Annotated in this window: 16 protein-coding genes; 10 read left to right on the top strand and 6 right to left on the bottom strand. The window is 43.9% G+C overall.

Annotated elements, in window-relative coordinates; all coding sequences use genetic code 11:
- Positions 1-7 precede the first annotated feature (7 nt).
- The gene (nrdA, locus tag VIA_RS15910; RefSeq protein ID WP_004414212.1) at positions 8-2,290 is read right to left on the bottom strand and encodes a class 1a ribonucleoside-diphosphate reductase subunit alpha; all 2,283 of its coding nucleotides are present in this window, start codon (positions 2,288-2,290) and stop codon (positions 8-10) included.
- Between the two features lie 469 nt (positions 2,291-2,759).
- Complete coding sequence (ubiG, locus tag VIA_RS15905; protein ID WP_004414210.1) at positions 2,760-3,467, bottom strand: bifunctional 2-polyprenyl-6-hydroxyphenol methylase/3-demethylubiquinol 3-O-methyltransferase UbiG; 708 nt, start codon at positions 3,465-3,467, stop codon at positions 2,760-2,762.
- 285 nt (positions 3,468-3,752) lie between these two features.
- On the opposite strand from ubiG, the gene gyrA reads away from it, so the two are divergent.
- The 5 genes from gyrA (at position 3,753) to VIA_RS15880 (ending at position 13,017) form a co-directional block, all read left to right on the top strand.
- Positions 3,753-6,377 carry a DNA topoisomerase (ATP-hydrolyzing) subunit A gene (gene gyrA, locus VIA_RS15900; protein WP_004414208.1) on the top strand — a complete coding sequence of 875 codons (2,625 nt, stop codon included), beginning with the start codon at positions 3,753-3,755 and terminating at the stop codon, positions 6,375-6,377.
- A 206-nt stretch (positions 6,378-6,583) separates the two neighbouring features.
- Positions 6,584-8,359, top strand: coding sequence for a putative bifunctional diguanylate cyclase/phosphodiesterase (locus tag VIA_RS15895; RefSeq protein ID WP_004414206.1), 1,776 nt, complete (start codon positions 6,584-6,586; stop codon positions 8,357-8,359).
- A gap of 199 nt (positions 8,360-8,558) precedes the next feature.
- The gene (locus VIA_RS15890) at positions 8,559-10,442 is read left to right on the top strand and encodes a methyl-accepting chemotaxis protein (protein ID WP_004414205.1); all 1,884 of its coding nucleotides are present in this window, start codon (positions 8,559-8,561) and stop codon (positions 10,440-10,442) included.
- A 148-nt stretch (positions 10,443-10,590) separates the two neighbouring features.
- Positions 10,591-12,132: a YjjI family glycine radical enzyme gene (locus VIA_RS15885; protein WP_004414204.1), complete on the top strand. Its 1,542-nt coding sequence runs from the start codon at positions 10,591-10,593 to the stop codon at positions 12,130-12,132.
- Positions 12,133-12,138: 6 nt separating this feature from the next.
- On the top strand, positions 12,139-13,017 hold the full coding sequence (locus VIA_RS15880) for a YjjW family glycine radical enzyme activase (protein WP_004414203.1): 879 nt from the start codon (positions 12,139-12,141) through the stop codon (positions 13,015-13,017).
- Here the strand turns inward: VIA_RS15880 and VIA_RS15875 are convergent.
- Entirely contained in the window at positions 13,014-13,922 is a 909-nt protein-coding gene (locus VIA_RS15875) for a LysR family transcriptional regulator (protein ID WP_038211221.1), read from the bottom strand. The two genes, VIA_RS15880 and VIA_RS15875, sit on opposite strands and share 4 nt — an antisense overlap.
- Before the next feature lie 127 nt (positions 13,923-14,049).
- Between VIA_RS15875 and VIA_RS15870 the strand changes: the two genes are divergently transcribed.
- Positions 14,050-14,565, top strand: a complete 516-nt coding sequence (locus VIA_RS15870) for an EF-hand domain-containing protein (protein ID WP_004417521.1) — start codon at positions 14,050-14,052, stop codon at positions 14,563-14,565.
- A gap of 59 nt (positions 14,566-14,624) precedes the next feature.
- On the opposite strand, the gene VIA_RS15865 is transcribed toward VIA_RS15870, so the two are convergent.
- The 3 genes from VIA_RS15865 to VIA_RS15855 form a co-directional block, all read right to left on the bottom strand.
- Complete coding sequence (locus VIA_RS15865) at positions 14,625-15,728, bottom strand: phosphoribosylaminoimidazolesuccinocarboxamide synthase (RefSeq protein WP_004414200.1); 1,104 nt, start codon at positions 15,726-15,728, stop codon at positions 14,625-14,627.
- 211 nt (positions 15,729-15,939) lie between these two features.
- A complete protein-coding gene (locus tag VIA_RS15860) occupies positions 15,940-16,335 on the bottom strand; it encodes a SulA-like leucine-rich domain-containing protein (RefSeq protein WP_004414199.1) in 396 nt (131 codons plus the stop codon).
- Positions 16,336-16,604: 269 nt separating this feature from the next.
- Positions 16,605-17,306: a glycerophosphodiester phosphodiesterase gene (locus VIA_RS15855; RefSeq protein WP_004414198.1), complete on the bottom strand. Its 702-nt coding sequence runs from the start codon at positions 17,304-17,306 to the stop codon at positions 16,605-16,607.
- A 141-nt stretch (positions 17,307-17,447) separates the two neighbouring features.
- On the opposite strand from VIA_RS15855, the gene VIA_RS15850 reads away from it, so the two are divergent.
- The 4 genes from VIA_RS15850 to VIA_RS15835 all read left to right on the top strand — a co-directional run bounded on the left by VIA_RS15850 (position 17,448) and on the right by VIA_RS15835 (position 21,373).
- On the top strand, positions 17,448-18,329 hold the full coding sequence (locus VIA_RS15850) for a DMT family transporter (protein ID WP_004414197.1): 882 nt from the start codon (positions 17,448-17,450) through the stop codon (positions 18,327-18,329).
- Positions 18,330-18,426: 97 nt separating this feature from the next.
- Positions 18,427-19,185, top strand: coding sequence for an MBL fold metallo-hydrolase (locus tag VIA_RS15845; RefSeq protein WP_004414196.1), 759 nt, complete (start codon positions 18,427-18,429; stop codon positions 19,183-19,185).
- A gap of 112 nt (positions 19,186-19,297) precedes the next feature.
- Entirely contained in the window at positions 19,298-19,963 is a 666-nt protein-coding gene (locus tag VIA_RS15840; RefSeq protein WP_004414195.1) for a response regulator transcription factor, read from the top strand.
- Between the two features lie 3 nt (positions 19,964-19,966).
- A complete protein-coding gene (locus tag VIA_RS15835; RefSeq protein ID WP_004414194.1) occupies positions 19,967-21,373 on the top strand; it encodes an ATP-binding protein in 1,407 nt (468 codons plus the stop codon).
- Positions 21,374-21,432 lie beyond the last annotated feature (59 nt).

The following is a 21,432-nucleotide window of genomic DNA, read 5'->3' as shown; positions in this document are numbered from 1 at the left end:
TTATGGATTAAATCTTACAACCGCCGCCCGCGCAATCGTCGTCTTGTGGTTGTACAGCGTCTTTCTGGTCATCGCTCGCACCATCACGAGTGTTATGGTAGTAAAGCGTTTTAACACCATATTTGTACGCTGTTAGAAGATCTTGCAGCAGTTTCTTCATCGGTACTTTACCGCTTTCGAAACGAGTTGGATCATAGTTCGTGTTTGCTGAAATAGCTTGGTCAACGAACTTCTGCATGATGCCAACAAGGTGTAGATAACCATCGTTAGAACCGATGTTCCAAAGCAATTCATAGTTATCTTTGTACTCAGTGAATTCTGGTACAACCTGCTTCAAGATACCATCTTTAGAAGCCTTAACTGATACGTAACCACGTGGTGGTTCAATACCGTTTGTCGCGTTAGAGATCTGCGATGATGTCTCAGAAGGCATTAGTGCAGTCAGTGTGGAGTTACGTAGACCGTGAGTCACGATCTCTTCACGTAAACCATCCCAGTCGTAATGCAACTGCTCATCACATACTAAATCGATATCTTTTTTATATGTATCGATTGGCAGTAGACCTTTCGCGTAGTTTGTTTCGTGGAAAGATGGACACTTGCCTTGTTCTTTCGCTAGTGCAACAGACGCTCTAAGTAGGTAGTATTGAATCGCTTCAAATGTACGGTGAGTTAAGCCGTTTGCACTACCATCAGAGTACTTAACACCATTTTTCGCTAGGTAGTAAGCGTAGTTAATAACACCAACACCCAGTGTACGACGGTTCATAGTTGACTTGTATGCCGCCGGAAGAGGGTAGTCTTGGTAATCAAGTAGTGCATCGAGTGCACGTACTACAAGCTCGGACAGCTCTTCCAAATCATCTAGAGACTTAATTGCACCAAGGTTGAATGCTGACAGTGTACAAAGAGCGATCTCACCAGAGTCATCTTCTACGTTAGTCAGAGGCTTAGTCGGCAGTGCGATCTCAAGACATAGGTTCGATTGACGTACTGGAGCAACCTCTGAGTCAAATGGACTGTGAGTGTTACAGTGGTCAACGTTTTGGATATAGATACGACCTGTAGAAGCACGCTCTTGCATCAAGATAGAGAACATCTCGATCGCTTTAACAGTCTCTTTCTTAACTGAAGGATCGTTCTCGTATTTCACGTATAGACGTTCGAACTCATCTTGGTTCTCGAAGAACGCATCGTATAGGCCAGGTACGTCAGAAGGCGAGAATAGAGTGATGTTACCACCCTCAACCAAGCGTTGGTACATAAGACGGTTCAACTGAACGCCGTAATCCATATGACGTACACGGTTTTCTTCAACACCACGGTTGTTCTTAAGAACCATTAATGCTTGAGATTCACCGTGCCATAGCGGGTAGAATACTGTTGCTGCACCGCCACGAACACCACCTTGAGAACAACATTTAACTGCTGTCTGGAAGTATTTGTAGAAAGGAATACAGCCAGTGTGGAAAGCTTCACCGCCACGGATCTCAGAACCTAACGCACGGATACGACCTGCGTTGATGCCGATACCAGCACGTTGAGAAACGTAACGTACGATAGAGCTTGCTGTTGCGTTGATTGAATCAAGGCTATCACCACACTCGATCAATACACATGAGCTGAACTGACGAGTAGGCGTACGTACGCCAGACATGATCGGCGTAGGTAGAGAAATCTTAAATGTTGATGTCGCATCATAGAAACGTTTGATGTAATCAAGACGTGTCTCTTTCGGATACTTAGCAAACAGACAAGCAGATACTAGGATGTAAAGGAACTGAGCACTTTCGTAGATTTCACCAGACACGCGGTTTTGAACGAAGTACTTACCTTCAAGCTGTTTTACAGCTGCATAAGAGAAGTTTAGATCGCGCTTGTGGTCAAGGTATGCGTCTAGCTCATCTAACTCAGCTTTTGTGTAATCTTCAAGAATGTGCTGATCGTACTTACCCATATCAACCATACGTGCAACGTGATCGTGCAGCGTTGGTGGCTCATACTGGCCATACGCTTTCTTACGTAGGTGGAATACTGCTAGGCGAGCCGCTAGATATTGATAATCTGGCGTCTCTTCAGAGATCAGGTCTGCTGCAGACTTGATGATTGTTTCATGAATATCAGAGGTTGTGATGCCATCGTAGAACTGAATGTGAGCGCGTAGTTCTACTTGTGATACTGAAACGTTATCTAAGCCTTCTGCAGCCCAAGTGATAACGCGATGGATCTTCTCTAGATCAATGCTTTCTTTACGGCCGTTACGTTTAGTAACGGTAAGTTGTTGGTTCATTCTGCTTCATTTCCCTAACAAAACTGATAAAAGCCGTATTTTTGTGTAATTCTTGTAAAACTTGTACCGGCTTTGTGATCAAAATCTATCTATATATTGTAGTAGCAAACACAACATATAGGGGTTTATCTGTTTGCGGGTTACAAGATAGTGCTATCAATTGTATTTTTCAAGGAGCAGATCTGGGATGACTTGTGGATAACTGACAAAATCAAAAAAAACAGTTAGTGGCTACTAACCGATAGCGATAGGGCTAGCAATAATGCATAAAATTACCATCTCCAGTGTGGTTTATAAGTAACCACAAACAAAAAAAAATACCTTGATCTTTGAACAAATTTCGGGAAGAAAAATGAGTCGTTTAATTTGGAATCAAACACGCAAAAATTGATGAAAAAATGATTAAAAAAGGCGATGACATTACGTCATCGCCTGAGAAATAAACACAATATATGGTATGTGAAAGTTGTTAAAACTTTTGAGTGTGGACGATGTAGTTTACATCGACATTGCTACCAAGCTTGTAGGTGTCTGTAAGCGGGTTGTAATGAAGGCCTGTAATACCCGTCTCAGTTAAGTCAGTGTGGTCAATCATTTTGATAAGTTCCGCAGGGCGAATAAATTTATCATGATCGTGAGTGCCTTCTGGTACGATCTTCAGCAGCTTCTCAGCACCAACAATCGCGAATAAATAGGATTTTAGGTTTCGGTTCAGTGTCGAGAAGAAAACGTGACCACCAGGCTTAACTAACGCTGCACATGACTTGATCACTGAGAGTGGGTCAGGAACGTGCTCTAACATTTCCATACAAGTAACCACATCGTACTTACCAGCGTTTTCAACGGCGTGATCTTCAATCGTGCACTGGATGTAGGTGAGCTTAGTTCCGGTTTCTAGTGCATGTAGACGAGCCACTTCAAGCGGTTCTTTACCCATATCTAACCCAGTAACGATAGCGCCTTCTTTCGCCATGCTTTCCGCTAAAATTCCGCCACCACAGCCGACATCGAGAACTGTTTTGCCAAAGAGTCCGCCAGCGTTATCCAATACGTAGTTCAAACGAAGGGGGTTGATTTGGTGAAGAGGTTTAAATTCACCTTCTAGATCCCACCAGCGCGAAGCCATATCTTCAAACTTTTTAATTTCGTTAGGATCGACATTTTGTGTTTGGGTCATAACAACTCTATTTATTAACCTGCTTCCTTGAATTGAACGCATTATACCCTTTCAAGCATAACACTCCATAGAGAGGTTCACTTTTCTCTAAAGGCGAGTAAAATATAACCATTTTTCAGCAAGATAAAATTAGAGTGTGCAAATTCTCGGCACTTGATTCACAACCAAGCTCACAACCTTATAAAAGGAGAGGGAAAGTGATGCCGAACTACTGAATTGTATGTTATATTTTTGCACCTTAAGCGTATTGTACATACGATCTATAAATAGAGGGATAATGGCTCTATGAGCGATCTAGCGAAAGAGATCACGCCCGTAAACATTGAAGATGAGCTTCGAGGTTCATACCTAGACTATGCGATGTCAGTTATCGTTGGTCGTGCTCTTCCAGATGTGCGTGATGGCCTAAAGCCTGTACACCGCCGCGTTTTGTTCGCGATGAATGTACTAGGTAATGATTGGAATAAACCATATAAAAAATCTGCCCGTGTTGTTGGCGACGTAATCGGTAAGTATCACCCACACGGTGATAGCGCTGTGTACGATACAATCGTACGTATGGCTCAACCGTTCTCACTTCGTTACATGCTGGTCGACGGTCAAGGTAACTTCGGTTCGATCGATGGTGACTCAGCGGCGGCAATGCGTTACACCGAAGTTCGCATGGCAAAAATTGCCCACGAACTTTTGGCTGACTTAGATAAAGAAACTGTAGACTACGTACCTAACTACGACGGTACTGAGCAAATCCCTGCAGTTTTACCAACTAAAATTCCTAACCTATTGGTAAACGGTGCGTCTGGTATCGCAGTAGGTATGGCAACCAACATCCCGCCACACAACCTTGGCGAAGTGATCGATGGCTGTCTAGCTTTCATTGATAATGAAGAGATCACTATCGATGAGCTAATGGACTACATTCCTGGTCCTGACTTCCCAACAGCGGCTTTAATCAGCGGTCGTAAAGGCATCGTAGACGCGTACAAAACAGGTCGCGGTAAGATCTACATGCGCTCTAAAGCGGATATCGAAGTAGAGAAGAATGGTAAAGAAACCATTATTGTCACTGAAATCCCTTACCAGGTGAACAAAGCTCGTTTGATTGAGAAGATCGCTGAGCTAGTTAAAGATAAGAAAGTAGAAGGCATCAGTGCACTACGTGATGAGTCTGATAAAGACGGTATGCGTATTGTTATTGAATGTAAGCGTGATGCAGTGGGCGAAGTGGTTCTAAACAACCTATACGCACAAACTCAACTGCAAACGACTTTCGGCATCAACATGGTTGCACTGAACAATGGTCAACCTCAGCTATTCAACCTAAAAGATATGTTGAAGTGCTTCGTTGATCACCGCCGTGAAGTTGTAACACGTCGTACTATCTTCGAACTTAAGAAAGCACGCGATCGCGCACATATCCTTGAAGCACTTGCACTTGCTCTTGCGAACATTGATGAAATCATCGAACTTATTCGTAATGCAGCAACACCTGCTGAAGCAAAAGCTGGCTTAGTTGCTCGTGGCTGGGATCTTGGTAACGTTGCTGCAATGCTTGAAAGCGCAGGTACTGATGCAGCTCGCCCAGATTGGCTAGAAGAGCAATACGGTATCCGTGACGGTCAGTACTACCTGACAGAAACACAAGCACAAGCGATTCTTGATCTACGCCTACACAAACTAACAGGCCTAGAGCACGAGAAGATCCTAGACGAGTACAAAGCACTATTGGACGAAATCAAAGAGCTAATGCATATTCTTGCAAGCACTGAACGTCTGATGGAAGTGATTCGTGAAGAGCTAGAAACTGTCCGTGATGCGTTCGGCGATGTTCGTCGTACAGAAATCACAGCAGCAAGCCACGACATTGACATGGAAGAGCTGATTGCTCGTGAAGATGTTGTTGTGACGCTATCTCACGAAGGCTACGTTAAGTACCAAATCTTAAGCGATTACGAAGCACAACGTCGTGGTGGTAAAGGTAAGAGTGCAACGAAGATGAAAGAAGAGGATTACATCGAGCGCTTGCTTGTTGCGAATACTCACGACAACATCTTATGTTTCTCTACCCGCGGTAAGACTTACCGCCTGAAAGTTTATCAACTGCCGCTAGCAAGTCGTACTGCTCGTGGTAAGCCAATCGTCAATATTCTTCCTCTAGAAGAAGGTGAGCGCATTACTGCTATCCTACCTGTTGATGAGTTCTCAGAAGATAAGTTTATCTTCATGGCAACTGGCGACGGTACTGTTAAGAAGACACCACTGACTCAATTCGCTAACGTACGCGCTAACGGTCTAATCGCGGTTAACCTACGTGATGACGACTCGTTGATTGGTGTTGATATCACTAACGGTGATAGCGACATCATGCTGTTCTCGAAAGCGGGTAAAGTCGTTCGTTTTGCAGAAGATAAAGTACGTGCAATGGGTCGTACAGCGGCTGGTGTTCGCGGTATGAAACTAGCCGAAGATGATCAAGTTGTTTCACTGATTGTGCCTGCAAACGAAGGCGACATTCTAACAGTGACGCAAAATGGTTACGGTAAACGTACTGAGCTTGCAGAATATCCAACCAAAGGTCGTGCGACTCAAGGTGTAGTCTCTATCAAGGTTTCTGATCGTAACGGTCCAGTTGTTGGTGCGGTACAAGTAGAAGAAGGCGACGAGATGATGATGATCACCGACGCTGGTACTCTGGTTCGTACACGTGTCTCTGAAGTAAGCCAAGTGGGTCGTAACACTCAAGGTGTAACGCTAATCCGTACTGCTGAAGATGAGAACGTTGTTGGTCTACAACGCATTGACGAAGTAGAAGAAGTTGAGCTAGTTGAAGGTGAAGAGTCGGAAGAAGCAGTGAATGCGACTGAAGAGTCTGAGGCTCCAACGCAGAGCGACGAAGACTCTCAAGAATAATACTTCTTGCTAATTTATAAATGCCGGACTTTATGTTCGGCATTTTTTTTGACTAAATTTAAGAGAGTAGCTTTAATCCAACGATACTTTTAGTTTGCATAGGTGTAACAGAATAAATGAGACGGCCATCTGGAAAACGAAATTCTGTAATGAGTGGTTTCATATTATCATGGCTTGAACAATGAGTTCGGAGAGCAAGGTATTCAATGCAGAAGAGGAAGGAGAGTGTACTTCAAGTAGGCAATAGTCAAACCATGTTATACGCTTTGACGGGCGTGTACCTAGCTTCTGTCTATTTGATTTCCTATACGCTAATCACCGAGCACCATATAGTAAGCTGGTTTTATCTGCTATTTCCGATTGCTATGCTTGTGGCGTACTTCGTTCAACATTTCCGCATCAAACTTGCAGCATCCATTATTTCTCTTGTTGTTTTGTTCGGCGGCGGAATTATCGAGCCACTCGAACTTGATGCCATTGAAGAAGCATTTATCGTATTACCGCTGTGCTATATCATACTTTTCCCTGGCTCTCTGTGGCCCATCGCGGTAGGGGCCGCTTTGATCCTTAGTTATTTGATCAATTTGCCCGCTGAAGAATTTGATGAATTTATCGAAGATGCTATAGAGGTCGCGTTCATTACGGTGTTCGCAACCATTATGACCTACTTTCAACAGAAGTCTGAAAAACAATCGAACTTATATAAAGAGGCAAGTCTGACCGACTACCTTACTAAACTCCCAAACAGAAAAGCCTTTTTCAATGCGGTTCATGAGCTAAAAGCGTGTGACACCGTTGACTATGCCGCCTTGCAAATTGGTCTCGATAACTTAAAAAAGGTCAATGATGACCTAGGTTATGGTTATGGGGATGCGTTGTTACTCGGTTTCTCTCGCCAAATGAAACGATTATTGGGAGAGAGCAATCAGCTATACCGTTTGGGCGGGGATGACTTAATTGCTTTAATCAAATGTACTGATGGCAACCAAAACGAACTCAATGAATTAATTGAAGGATTACGGGTTAATTACGATAGTGTATGCCAAATCCACAATACCTCTCACCGACTTAGATATTATGCGGGCATTGCTATGCTGAGTGATGCGCAAAATAACATCAAGGTGTGGGGAAAGAACGTCGATGTTGCGTTGGCTAAAAGTAAGCGCAAGGGCGATGGCGTGATCCAATGGTATGACGATGAGCTCATGAACGAGACAATTCGTGAGCACCAAATTGAAATTGAACTCAAAGGTGCAATTGATAATGAGCAAATGTTTTTGGTATACCAACCAAAAGTGGATGTGAAGAGTCAGGAGATAATCGGCGCAGAAGCATTGCTACGATGGGAACACCCTGACTTAGGCTTTGTACCTCCATGCGATTTCATTGGTGTGGCAGAAAAAACGGCACAGATTATTCCAATTGGTCGCTGGGTTATAGAACAAGCGATTAAGCAATCGAGTGAGTGGCGTAAACAGGGCTATGAGATATGCATTTCAGTCAATGTTTCGAGTGTCCAATTTGCTCATGATGATATTTATCCATATATCTCTGAAATGTTGAAAAGACATCAACTTCCCTCTAAATTGTTGCAAATTGAAATCACCGAAACAGCAATGATGGACAAATACTCACACGTCGCTGATACCTGTCAGCTGCTACAAGACGCTGGAGTGTCTATTGCTATTGATGACTTTGGTGTCGAGTACTCATCATTAAACTACCTCAAGCAGCTGCCAATCGATACGGTTAAGATTGATAAGTCTTTTATTGACGACTGTGTGGAAGATATCACTGGTCATATGATCGTAAGAACGATTATTCAGATGGCACATAATCTTGGCAAAACAGTCATTGCGGAAGGGGTGGAGCACACTGATCAACTAGAACTGCTTAACCGCGAAAACTGCCATCAATTTCAAGGTTACCTTTTCTCTAAACCGATATTACCATCCGAATTCATGCAGCTACTGAAACAATAATTATCCTAAATTCATTGCTACTTATTCCGGGTAGTGATGAATTGGTTCGTTGTATTTGTCAGGCTCTTGACGCCATAAAAATGCCACAAATACAAACACCTATCAATTTTACGAAAAACAGTCGATATTTCGTGCGTAAGTCTTTTCTTACTTGTAAACTCACCGCTCCCTAACTGTTCCCAAACCTTTTATTGACACTATGAAACTTTCTTTAAAACAGAAACTGATTGGCGCAAGCTTATTAGCGGTGGTGCTAATGGCAAGCGCACTCACATGGCTATCTGCTGACCAACTTTTCCAACAAACCCGTAACGGCGTTTACTCACGTGCGGAGAGCTTAGCGACTGCTGCATCAGAAGGTATTTCTGACTGGATTGATATCCGTAAAGATATCGCAACTGCGTTTAATGATTACAGTGAAGAAATGGATGTCGTACCGTTCCTTCAACAAGCTCGCAAAGCGGGTGGATTTGATGACATCTTCCTTGGTACTCCAGAAGGTGGCATGTACCGCTCACACCCTGAGCGTAATCGTGCGGATTATGATCCACGTTTACGTCCTTGGTATATCGATGCGAATAAAGCTGGCCAGCAAATCGTAACGACGGCATATAAAGATGCCATCACTAATGCATTGCTAGTTACCATCGCAGAGCCAGTTCGTCGCAATGGCCAATTTATTGGTGTTGTCGGTGCTGACGTATTGATCGATCAGCTTATCAACGATGTGATCAATCTTGATGCGGGTGAGAACGCCTACGCAATGCTGATTGATTCACAGGATGGGACCTTCTTAGCGCACCCAGACAAGGCGCTGTCGCTCAAACCAGTGACAACGTTGTCGAAGAAGTTGAACCTGAATGCGATTGAACAAGCAGCGAACACGGGTTCGATTGAGATCATCGAACGTGGCGGTAAAGAAAAACTCTATTTCTTTAGCAAAATCGAAGGTACTGACTGGATTTTCGCGATTGAAATGGACCGCGCGACTGAAGAAGCCGCACATACTGAGTTACTACAAAGTCTTATCATTACCGCTATCGTGATTACTCTGATCGTAATTGCTGTTGTTTCTTGGTTAGTTAACTTCTTGTTCCGTGACTTAGTTCGAGTGTCTGATGCTTTAGAAGAGATTGCATCGGGTGAAGGCGATCTAACTCAGCGTTTAGAACCGCGTAGTGATGATGAAGTGGGCCAGTTGGCGACAAACTTCAATACCTTTGTCGGCAATATGCACCAAATGGTAACCAAGTTGAGTGTGGTTTCTGCCTCTCTATCTGAACAATCAAAGCAAACCGCACAACAAGCGGAAGAGCGTAGCGCGCGTATTCGTCTACAGCAAGATGAAATCAACATGGTTGCGACAGCAATCAATGAGATGGCTGCGGCAACTCAGGAAATCGCTGGTAATGCCGACAATACGGCTCAGAACTCTACGGAAGCGGTTACGGCGTGTGTGCATGGCGGTGAGCAAGTGGTGCAAACTCAAAGTTCTATCCAAAACCTAGCGACAGAAGTTCAAGTTGCTACGGAAGTGATTCAAGAGCTCGAAGTTCACGGAAACAGCATTAATACAATCCTGTCGACGATCCAAGATATTGCAGAGCAAACGAACTTACTGGCACTTAACGCGGCTATCGAAGCGGCTCGTGCTGGTGAACAAGGTCGTGGTTTCGCTGTAGTTGCAGACGAAGTTCGTGTGTTAAGTCAACGTACTCATGCGTCTACGAAAGAAATTCAGCAGATGATTGAAACCTTGCAAGGTACGACGGGTAAAGCGGTAAGTATTATGGGTGACAGCCGTCAGTTGGCTGATACTAGCGTTTCGGATGCGGATTCCGCAGCAGTGAGCCTAACTCAAATCCAAACTGCTGTTGAGCGTATCAGTGACATGGCAACACAAATTGCTTCTGCGGCTGAAGAGCAAGCGTCAGTCACATCTGAAATCACTCGCAATACGGTTGGTATTCGTGATGTGTCAAACGAGTTGGCAGATGAAGCGCACGATGCAGCAGATCAAGCGGCTCAACTGTCTGAGCTTTCTCATGAACTTGAGCAAGAGATTCAACGCTTTAAGCTATAATTAGCATTAACTTGAATAATAAGCCTCGAATTATCGAGGCTTTTTCTTATTTGCACATTTCCAAAATGGAAATCATAACTGAACATAATTTCAATCGTGGACATGGCCGGCATTAGCTAAAATCCTTAAAAACAATAAGGAAAACCACATGTCTGACAGCCACACTGCTTTTCAACAGCGCGTATCGAAAATTGTTACGGATGCGACTTTATCACCTAAACAGAAAAACCAGTTTTTAGCATTAGAGGCAGAAGCGAGTTTACCCTACATGCCGGTTTCGACAGATGTTGCGCAAGCAATGGAAGAGGGCGTGTTATGCGACATGTTTGAAGGGCATGCTCCCTTTAAGCCTCGTTATGTATTGCCAGATTACGCCAAGTTCCTAAAACAAGGCTCGGTTTACCTTGAACTTGATGCGGCAACCGATTTTGATGATGCGTTAAATCTACTTACTATCATCTATCACCATGTTCCTTCAGTGACGAATATTCCCGTCTATTTAGGCCAGCTCGACGATGTTCTCTTGCCCTATGTTGGTGATCTTGATGAACAGCAAATTTATACCAAGCTGAAGCGATTCTGGTTAATGCTTGATCGCACGTTACCAGATGCGTTCATGCACGTGAATATTGGTCCAACTGACAACATTATTTGCCGCACTATCTTACGCGTTGATGCCGAGCTTAAACAGATCGCGCCAAACTTAACTTTTATGTATGACCCTGAAGTTACGCCGGATGATCTACTAAGACAGGCCACGAGTAATATTTGTGAGTGTAGTAAGCCTCACATAGCTAACTACCCGATGCATGCGATGGCGTATGGTGAGAAGCAGTTTGGAATTGTCAGTTGCTATAACTCGCTACCGCTGGCTGGTGGGTCTAACACGCTTGTGCGCATGAACCTTAAAAAGGTCGCTGCCCATGCCAAGAATAGTACTCATTTCCTCGACCACATTTTGCCGAAATACAGTCAACTCATGGCAGAATTAATGGATGCACGCAGCACCCATTTACACGAAGAGTCTAACTTCTTTAAAGGTTTCTTAACCACAGAAGGACTGATTGAAGAAAGTCGATTTGCACCTATGTTTGGTATCTATGGCATGGCAGAAGCGGTCAACGCTTTGTTAGAAATAGAAGGTAAACAGGGTCAGTATGGACACTGTGAAGAAGCAAACCGCCTTGCGCTAGCTATTTCAGAAAAGCTCGCCCACTTGGTTGATACAACCCCAGTGAAATACGGCCTAGATGGTAAAGCGCTCCTCCATGCACAAGGCGGTATCAGCCTTGATGAGGGTGTGACGCCAGGTATACGCATACCTTATGGAACAGAACCGGATCCAGTGAGTTACGTGCAAGCTACCGCACAACAGCATAAGTACTACACCTCGGGAATTAGCGATATTCTCACTATCGATGAAACGGTGAAATCAAATTCTGAAGCGATGTTTAACTTGTGTAAAGGTGCGATCAATTTAGGCTATCGTGAGTTTACCGCTAACGTTGCGTCGAACGACTTAGTTCGCGTTACGGGTTATATGATTAAGCTTTCGGATATCAATAAGTTTGAACAAGAGGGCTCGCGCAAGAACACGACTTTCTTAGGCGCTGAAGCGGCGAAGAATACAGGGATATTAGATCGAACTCCGCGAGTGGTGAGCATGGAATCGTCACCAGTTTATGAATAAAACTCAATGACAATATCGCCAGAAAAGCAGGCTAAAGTGAGTCGAATTCTCAATTTTTCCTGTGTCGATGGGCCAGGCAATCGTCTGGTCATCTTCCTACAAGGGTGCAATTTTAACTGCTTAAATTGCCACAACCCTCATACGATCAACCACTGCAATCATTGCGGTGATTGTGTCGAACCGTGCCCAAGTGAGGCGTTGAGTTTTAATGATAAGGGCAAGGTAATATGGGATAAATCTGCCTGTACGAATTGCGATAAATGCATCGAAGTCTGCCGTTATAATTCTAGTCCTAAGATAAGTCTCTATACGGTTTCTGAAATGGTGGATGTGATAAAGCGAAACAGCATGTTTATCAGTGGTATAACGGTTTCTGGTGGGGAAGCAACACTGCAATTACCATTTATTATTCAGTTGTTTGAGTCTATTAAATCGGATCAAAGCCTTAAGCACCTGACTTGCTTTATCGATAGCAACGGCGACTTGTCCTCTACAGTGTGGGAGCGCGTAAATCACGTGCTTGATGGTGTCATGGTCGACCTTAAGTCTTGGCAGAAAGAAACCCATCAATGGTTGGTGGGGAAAGGTAACCACCGAGTTATTGAATCGGTAAAGAGTTTAGCTAAGCTAGGCAAATTATACGAACTGCGCTTACTGCATATTCCGGGTAAGAGCGATCTCGATACTGAGGTTGCCAGTATCATTGCGCTTGTACAGTCGTTGCCAAAAGAGGTGCTAATTCGCTTGAACGCATTCCAACATCACGGCGTTGTCGGTGAAGCTCTTGACTGGAATAAGTGCTCGGAAAAAGAGATCAACAGATTCCATGCGTTATTGGCAAAAGACGTAGAGCAAAAGATTCAACTGCCCGGCATCTACACTTAATCCACCCATTGTTGGTATAACCAATGTAAAGCGGGATCGTTTAAGCTCGCTTGATTCCACACCAAGCTATAACCGACTTTTCCATACTCAAAAGGGAGTGGTTTACGTACCAGTCCCTTTGCTTGAAGTGATTGCTCTGCCCACTTCTTAGAACAAGTCAGAAGGTAGTCGCTTTGGTGGCACATAACTGCAGCTGCACCGAAGTCGGCAACAGAAATGACCACGTTGCGTGAGCCATGTTGTTGGGTGAGGTTTTGCTCAAAATAGGGTTCTGAAAGATCTTTATCCAAAATCCCGATATGTCGGCAGGAAAGGTAATCATCGATTCTGAGCGGGTTATTGGCTAATGGGTGCTCTTGATTCATTAAGCAGACCATCTCATCAGCTAAAATCTGTTTCCACATGAGATCCCGACTGCGAGTTGGAGGTTGACTAATGTCGTGTGGGAGCACCATAAAGTCGACTTGCCCCCTAATTAATGTCTCAAAACTAGCCTGCTCTTTAGCGTAAACCTTAATACCACGTGAACCACTGAGCTGTTGAGATATGTCGGCAATCTTACCTGCGAATAATTCAAAAGTACTTTCTCTCATTGAAAGAGAAATCTCGCCCGAGAAATCACTGGGTTGGAATTCACCTTGGTGAAGAATGCCATTCATGCTTGAGAGTATTTTGTGTACTTCGGCCCCGATGCTAAGCGCGAAAGCTGTCGGGACTAGTTGTCCACCGTCGCGATAGAACAGTTCATCACCCATTTGCCCACGTAACTGCCCAAGCGTTTTACTAATGCTTGAAGGCGTCACGCACAATATGCTGGCGGTGGTTGTCACGCTATGGGTACTGAGAAGGACGTGGAATGCAGTTAAATGCTTCAAACTAATACGTGAAAGGGCAAGGTAATCCATAGACGTTACAGGTTAGGGGGAACCTTCTCATTTATAACCTTATCGAGCTTGGATTGGTAGGAGTTTGTCACTGCCAATGTGATGAATTCAGTGAGCTACACTATTAATGTGGATAGGAGGAGTTGTAATGAACAGATTAATGATTCTCTTCGTCGCAGGCCTTGCGATGATTACAGTGCATAGCTACGCGGAAGAAGAAGTTGACGACGAGAATAACCGAACCAAAACACCGCCGAGTATTGAGGAAATGGATACTGATGGAGATGGACTTGTATCAGCTGAAGAGTTTGATTTGTTCCGTTCAGGTGTTGAAGGTGAGCTTGATGAAGACGATGAGGAAGGCAGCGAGGAGAGTGAAACTGAAAACGACAGTGGCCTGAGTGCGTTTGCATCGTTTGACAAAGATAAAGATGGGTTTGTGAGTGAAGAAGAGCTTGCTGCACATGCGAAATATTCGAACCCTGGCAACGGTAGCGGGGAGTTGAAAACAAGTAAGCAGGAAGCTCGTGAAGCCAAAGCAGCAAGTCGCAATGAAAGTAGTAGCTCTAGCAGCCAAAGTAGCAGTAAAGGGAATAATGGAAACAAAGGAAACAGTGGCGGAGGCAATAGCAGCGGAAACAATACAGGTGGCAAAGATAAATAATCTAAGCAACAAAAACGCGCTCCGGTTTGATGGGAGCGCGTTGCTTGTATAGCATCAGATTAATCAATCAGTCCATATTCTTTACTTAGAATATCGACAATTTCTTGCTTTGGATTGTCGCTCAATTTGATTGGTTGGCCGGTGATTTTCTCTGCAATACCGATGTAGGTACGCGAGATATCTTGCAGGGCCTCAAGAGGCAGGGCATTGTCTCGTGCTAACGCTTCACGTTCATCCATACGCTCCTTGTTCAGTAGGATATCGGGATCAGGGAAGTGATTAAGTAGGAACTGACGGAAGCCTTCTTTTGAGTTTTCGACGATATTGCCAGCGTCGTATTCTTTTTCATCCCATATACGAGATGAGTCAGGCGTACCGACCTCATCCATATAAATTAGCTTTTCATTGCCTGCCGCATCGTGGACGTAACCAAACTCAAACTTAGTGTCGACGAAGATTTGCTCGATCTCTGCGAGTGCATTGCTGATAACCACAAAGCCTTCTCGAAGCAGTTTCTCGTACTGAGCGATATCTTCCGCCTTAGAGAAATTAAAGGCGGCGAAGTTATCTTCGATGTTTTGGCGTGTAATATTGACGTCGTCAGCTTCAGGCACGCCCGGGATACCCTTTAAGATACCTTTTGTTGATGGCGTCATCAGTAGTTCTGGTAGCGCTTTGTCTTTTTCTAGACCTTCAGGTAGTTGGATACCACAAAACTCACGTTCACCTTTCTCGTATGCTCGCCACATTGAGCCAGTGATGTATTGGCGACAGATCGCTTCGATCATGATGGGTTTGGCTTTTTGGACAATCCAAATGAACGGGTGAGGGATGTCTAGAATGTGGCTATCAGCAAGGCCACTATCTTTAAAGAGTTTAAACCAGTGATTAGAGATAGCGTTTAATGCTGCACCTTTACCCGGTACGCCTTTTAAGCCTCCCTCAGCATGCCAAATACAATCGAATGCTGAGATGCGATCACTGATAACCATGATAGCAAGTGGTGCATCTGGTGCTACGTCGTAGCCTTTTTCTTTAATAAGGCGTTTGCTGTCTTCTTCGGTTAACCAATACACAGAGCGAACTTTGCCACTGTGAACGGGTTTATCAGTACGAATTGGAAGATCATCATTTACGGCAAGAACTTGGTCAGCGAGACTCATCTAGACATTCCTATCTTAAAGCAACGTGGAAATTATCATTAGAGATAATGGATTTGAGTCGCATGATACCAGAACTATTTGTGGCTACCAGAGAAAAAGCAAACGTTTGCTTAATTTTTTACTTATCGCCTAAAGTTCGTTTGTTGATCTGTTGAAAAAAGAAAACCCCCTCATAGGAGGGGGCGAAAGGCAGTGACGATCGTTGAGCTTGTTAGTGGTACTGGTTAACTCTGCCCTCAACGAAGAAGACTTCACACTGAAATTGTTCAGCTAAACTGCGCAGCAAGCTTTGTTCAACAGCAGCAATATTGGTTGATGCGACAACAGCACTCGCATTACCTGATTGAATGGCTTTTTTAACAATCTCAAACTCACTTTGAGTGTGAGAAGGTTTCATCTGAATGATCTTTTGGCAGCTAATATGAGAAGCAGCAAACTGGTCATAATTAGGGCGAGGGCACTCAGAGGTAAATAAAATCCACTGGCTCTGACCTGACAGTCCAGCGAGACGATGTAACGTAGAATGGTCAATGTTCATTGGCTGAGTCGGTTGAGCAAGAACATTAAACTTGGAGAATGCGCGAGCTGTATGTTGTGCCTGAATCATAATAACTGTTCCTTTGTACATGCTGTATGTCTATACAGTAGTTATTTTTAGTTTTATGATCAAGTGTTTTTGTGCGATTTTTCAGCGTTAAAAGGCGAGAGTTAACATGGAATTTAATTTAAGTAATTGAAAGGTATTGTGATTTTATTAATTATGTAGTGAGCGGGGAAATGTGTAAAACACAAGAAATGTGATTAAGCGCACGCGATTTTATACAGTGTTATACAGTAGTGCTGTATAACACTGTATAGAGAAGGTGAGTAATGTGTTTAAAGAAAACGCTCAGGATAATCGCTAAAGATAGCGTCTAATTCTTCGATATGTCGCAGGGAATTAGGGTTATTGACGGTATAACACCATACTTGATATCCGCTTTGCTTCAACTGGTCGATCTGTTTTCTTGTCACCCATTTATAATAAAGATTGCAGCTAAATGCAGAGACTTCTTTTAACAAGTGCTTTTCTGCAGACTTTAGGCGTTCACAGAGTACCCCGAGTCGGATATTCGGCAGCATCATATGTAGATGTCTAATCACATCATGATTAAAACTGGATAGAAGGACGTGGTTGCTATCAATTGGATGTGCTTCAAGTGCTTGTTGAACTAACTGACATACTGACTTGGCACAGTGTCTATCGATTTTAATCTCGATGTTTAATTTTAATTGATTACTTATGGCAAACTGCAAAAGTTCGTCGAGGGTTAAGAGTGTCTGGTGTCCGCCGTCGTATTTGAAGCGGGCGGCAAAATTAAGCTGCTTGAGTTGCTCTAGAGTAAGTTCATCAACTCTGCCTGAGCCATTACTGCAACGATCGACCGTATGGTCATGGCATACCACTAAGTGGTCATCCAAAGTCGGTTGAACGTCGACTTCAACCCAATCTAAACCAAGTGCCGCAGCCTCTTGAATACTGGCCAAAGTGTTTTCGGGAAAGCGTCCCGCCACGCCGCGGTGTCCAACAATAATCATAGTGAAATTCGATAGAATAGTCGTGCTACATAGAGTACCCCTAAATGAGAATTTTGAGTAGAGAAGTCGTAGCTATTCGTTGATGAATCTGACACTATCGGCTCATAAATTATAAAATAATTACAATAAAGAGACTCGACTTTGAACGCTGAAAATAAAGCTGCTTGGATACTTGTCGCAACGACTGCATTGGCAGGGCTTGGGTGGATTTTCTCAAAAGAAACCATTCAAGGGTTACCGCCTTTTGGCTTCGTCGGGCTGCGCTTTTTAGTGGCCTCAATCTGCTTACTTCCTCTCTGTTTTAAGCAAGTTCGTCTACTGACGACTCAACTACTATCGCAAGCAGTCGGAGGAGGGATGATCCTTGCATTTGCATTGCTTAGCTGGGTGCATGCGATTTCTATAAGTGAAACCTTAGGTGAAGGGGCGTTTATTGTCAGCTTATCGATGATCATCGTGCCAATCATTGCTTGGGTGCTTTATAAAGAAAGACCTAAACGCGCATTTTGGATTTCTATGCCTATCGCGGTTAGTGGTTTGGCTATGCTCTCTTTAACTGATGGCTGGAATAGTTCAACGGGTCAAATATGGTTTTTGGCTAATGCCTGTATGCTTGCGCTGCACTTTAATGTGAACAGTAAACTGGCCCAAAAGATCCCGGTGCTCTTGCTAACCGCGATTCAGCTAGGTGTTACAGGCGTTATTGCCTTAATCGCTTCAGCGTTATTCGAGACAATACCGACGCATGTGGAAACATCAATCTGGGGGTGGTTTGCTTTAAGCGCTTTGTTGGCAACCAGTTTAAGGTATGTGATGCAAACGTTAGGGCAGAAAGGGTGTAACCCAGGTAATGCCGCTCTTATCATGTTGCTTGAACCTATTTGGACCGTTATTTTAAGTATCCTTTGGTATGGTGAGCAGCTTTCGAGAAATAAACTAATGGGCTGTAGCTTGATCTTACTGGCGCTCATTTTTTACCGCACTGATGGTAAGCTACTGAAATTCGTTAAACGTGCGTCATAGCTGCCAACCGTGCTCACAGATTAGAGTGATTGCTCTTTCCTAAGCTGCGGCCCCTTGTTATCGTTTTTATGTAAATTAAATGTTAACAAGGTGAGCTGTGAAACTTCATGCCATTGACGGATATATCCAAACCATCTATTTAGCGGAGTATTCCGACAAGTTAATGCTTCTCGATGGCGCTTCCCGAGCAGACATTTCATATATCAAACAATTTATTACCCATGAGCTACAGCGGCCGTTTTCTGATCTGGCTGTTGTGGTTGTCACACACATGCATCCAGACCATGCCGGTGCGGCTCACAAGCTCAGAAAATTAACTGGTTGCAAGATTGTATCGGCGAAACGAGATTCTCATTGGTACGGGGGAATAGACGGCTTTGTTATGCATTTAACGGATATTGCACTTGCGCGTTGGGTTGCCAATCGAAAGAGAAAGCCTAAGCGGAATTTGTGGTATTCACGTAAGCTACGTCCAGATATTCAGTTGTCAGATGGGCAATGTATCCCAGACTTTGAAGACTGGAAGGTGTTAGAAACACCGGGGCATACCGACCGTGATCTCTCACTTCATCATGAAAAACAAAGTATCCTTTACGTCGCTGATTTGATGGTCGAGGTTAAAAACCAACTGATTTCACCATTCCCAGTGTTCCATCCAAATCAATATAAAGTGTCGATTAAACGCGTTTATAACCTTGACCCTGAAGTGTTGTTGCTTGCCCATGGCGGAAAAGTACAGCTAACGGGTGAGGTGTTTCATCATTTATTAAGTACAGCGCCGCGTACGCCAACAACCCATTGGCGGGCGACCAAGGTGAAATTGCGTGGTCTTGCTGGTGCAATACTGCCTAAGTAAACAGTAACGTACAAATAACAGACGATTGAGTGTTGGATTGACCGTATATTGATTGTGCTTTTGATTAAGCATGATTAGAATGCGAACTCTTATCAATTATACTGTTATTCTCATGTCTAGAGTGCTCGTTGTCGATGACGACATTGAATTATGTGGACTGCTCACTGATGTATTGCAAGCGGAAGGCTATCAAGTTGATAGTGTCCATTGCGGTGAGAGTGCACTTCAGTTTATAGAGAAAACCTCAGTTGACTTAGTGTTGCTCGATGTGATGCTACCAAAACTAAACGGCATGCAAGTGGCGCGTAAGATATGTCAACGGTTTGCGACGCCAATTCTTATGCTAACTGCGCTAAATGATGAGGCATCAATATTAGATGGCTATCAGTCTGGCGCGGATCAATATATCGCTAAGCCGTTTAAAGTGCCTGAGCTGCTTACTCGAATCAAGGCGATTTTTCGCCGTGTTGGTTTAGAAAAGCAAAGGCATTCCTATCAACTTGATAAAAATGGCATTGCGTCGCAAATCCCTAACTTGCCCCTTACAGGCACAGAATCAGATTTACTTAGTTACTTAGTCAGTCGTGAAAACCTCGTTATATCCAAAGCCGAGTTGCAGATTGAGGTGTTAAAGAAAGAACTGAGTCCATTTGACCGTAACTTGGATATGCATATCAGCAATTTACGCCGTAAGTTCATCGAGGCGGGACTATCAAAACAGCATATTAAAACGGTGCGTGGGAAAGGCTATAGTTTTGTCGGAAATGTAGGGCATTAATGTATGTTCCAGTTCGCTATTCCATCTAGTATTGCCAAGAGGAAAGACTCTCTTTTCTTTCAACTGTTTAGCTACATGTCTGCGGTCATTATTAGTATTGTGCTTTTGCAGGCACTTGCTGAGCAAGCGTTGGTTTCGGCAGTATTGAAGGTGCCGCCGCGAGTGAAACAGAACATTGAAAATCTGGCACAGCAAGCCAATGTGTTGATTGAAGAAGGGGATATGGATGAGTTGGCTGATTGGGGGAACGCGCAACCCTATTACTTGTTTGTCCTCAATGCTCATAGCCAACCGATCACTCATCGACAGATGCACCCCCATTTTGAATTTAAGCTGCGCTTTCTTCGTGAACTTAATGGCCCATTGAATGACCGCGTAAGTAAGCCATTGATTGGTGTTAGGCTTGTAAAGGGGAATACCCTGGTTGTTCAACTTCCTAGCGAGCTACATCCGGCTCATCGTTTTATCGTCTATTTTGCGATTAGCAAAGCGATCATCGTTATTGCAATGTTGGCGTTATTTTCATTGATACTCGCACGAAAGTTACAAAAGCCACTTGATCGACTGCGTGAAGCGAGCCGCCGTCTGGCTTCGGGGGATTTTGCTGTCAATGTTGTCTCGGAGTTAAATTCCAAAACCACAGAATTTAATGACCTAGCGCGTGACTTTGACAATATGACCCAAGAAATCCATGCGCTCGCAGAGCGTCAGAAGCAACTGATTAGAGATGTTTCACATGAGTTAAGAACGCCACTCGCTAGGCAGAATTTAGCGCTTCATTTATTGCGCAGTAAAGCGTCTGATATCAGCTTGCCCTTGGTTGAACGGCTAGAAAAAGAAGTCGATGAAATGGATGGTTTGGTTGGGGAGATTCTTGAATTTAGTCGTATCGAGAATGCACGCTATGAATCAAACCTGCGTCCTACGTGCCTTGAGGGAGTGGTGACGAACCAAATCGAGCAGAGCAAGTTACAGTTAACAGCAACTCAGAAAATCGTTGTTAATATGAGCGATAGCGTGCCAATGGTGATCACGGATGAACGGCTTGTGATGCGCTGTTTAACCAACCTAATTTCAAATGCGATCAAGTATGCCGGGCCAGAAGCTATTATTGAGGTGTCCTTATATCTATTGGCGGTTGAACTTGAGCAAAAAGTCGTGATTGAAGTTGTCGATAATGGTCCGGGCATTCCCCCTAACCAGTTGAGTGAGATTTTCAGACCATTTACGCGGTTAGAGTCTGCACGTGATAAACAGAGCGGGGGCTACGGGCTTGGCCTTGCAATTGTCAAAGAATCCATGAAGTTAGTTGGTGGCGAAGTGAAGGCGTCAAACTGTACTAACGGTGGGCTAAGAATTGAACTGCAATTTCCATGTGACAAGCCTAGAAAAAACGGAACCAAGATCTAGTTATCAATTTAGTCAGTACTGGTAGATTGAACTATAGTTTATCTAGTGTTAGTGGCTTA

The sequence above is a fragment of the Vibrio orientalis CIP 102891 = ATCC 33934 genome (assembly GCF_000176235.1).
In the GTDB taxonomy this organism is placed as follows: Bacteria; Pseudomonadota; Gammaproteobacteria; order Enterobacterales; family Vibrionaceae; genus Vibrio; species Vibrio orientalis.
This window is presented reverse-complemented; position numbering and strand designations above follow the sequence as displayed.

Excerpts from the sequence above, each read along its gene's own strand:
- VIA_RS15875 (WP_038211221.1), bottom strand. The coding sequence starts at position 13,922 with ATGGATTACCTTGCCCTTTCACGTATTAGTTTGAAGCATTTAACTGCA.
- VIA_RS15835 (WP_004414194.1), top strand. The coding sequence starts at position 19,967 with ATGTTCCAGTTCGCTATTCCATCTAGTATTGCCAAGAGGAAAGACTCT.
- VIA_RS15890 (WP_004414205.1), top strand. The coding sequence starts at position 8,559 with ATGAAACTTTCTTTAAAACAGAAACTGATTGGCGCAAGCTTATTAGCG.
- VIA_RS15870 (WP_004417521.1), top strand. The coding sequence starts at position 14,050 with ATGAACAGATTAATGATTCTCTTCGTCGCAGGCCTTGCGATGATTACA.
- VIA_RS15895 (WP_004414206.1), top strand. The coding sequence starts at position 6,584 with ATGCAGAAGAGGAAGGAGAGTGTACTTCAAGTAGGCAATAGTCAAACC.
- ubiG (WP_004414210.1), bottom strand. The coding sequence starts at position 3,467 with ATGACCCAAACACAAAATGTCGATCCTAACGAAATTAAAAAGTTTGAA.
- gyrA (WP_004414208.1), top strand. The coding sequence starts at position 3,753 with ATGAGCGATCTAGCGAAAGAGATCACGCCCGTAAACATTGAAGATGAG.
- VIA_RS15840 (WP_004414195.1), top strand. The coding sequence starts at position 19,298 with ATGTCTAGAGTGCTCGTTGTCGATGACGACATTGAATTATGTGGACTG.
- VIA_RS15860 (WP_004414199.1), bottom strand. The coding sequence starts at position 16,335 with ATGATTCAGGCACAACATACAGCTCGCGCATTCTCCAAGTTTAATGTT.
- nrdA (WP_004414212.1), bottom strand. The coding sequence starts at position 2,290 with ATGAACCAACAACTTACCGTTACTAAACGTAACGGCCGTAAAGAAAGC.
- VIA_RS15855 (WP_004414198.1), bottom strand. The coding sequence starts at position 17,306 with ATGATTATTGTTGGACACCGCGGCGTGGCGGGACGCTTTCCCGAAAAC.
- VIA_RS15865 (WP_004414200.1), bottom strand. The coding sequence starts at position 15,728 with ATGAGTCTCGCTGACCAAGTTCTTGCCGTAAATGATGATCTTCCAATT.
- VIA_RS15880 (WP_004414203.1), top strand. The coding sequence starts at position 12,139 with ATGACAATATCGCCAGAAAAGCAGGCTAAAGTGAGTCGAATTCTCAAT.
- VIA_RS15885 (WP_004414204.1), top strand. The coding sequence starts at position 10,591 with ATGTCTGACAGCCACACTGCTTTTCAACAGCGCGTATCGAAAATTGTT.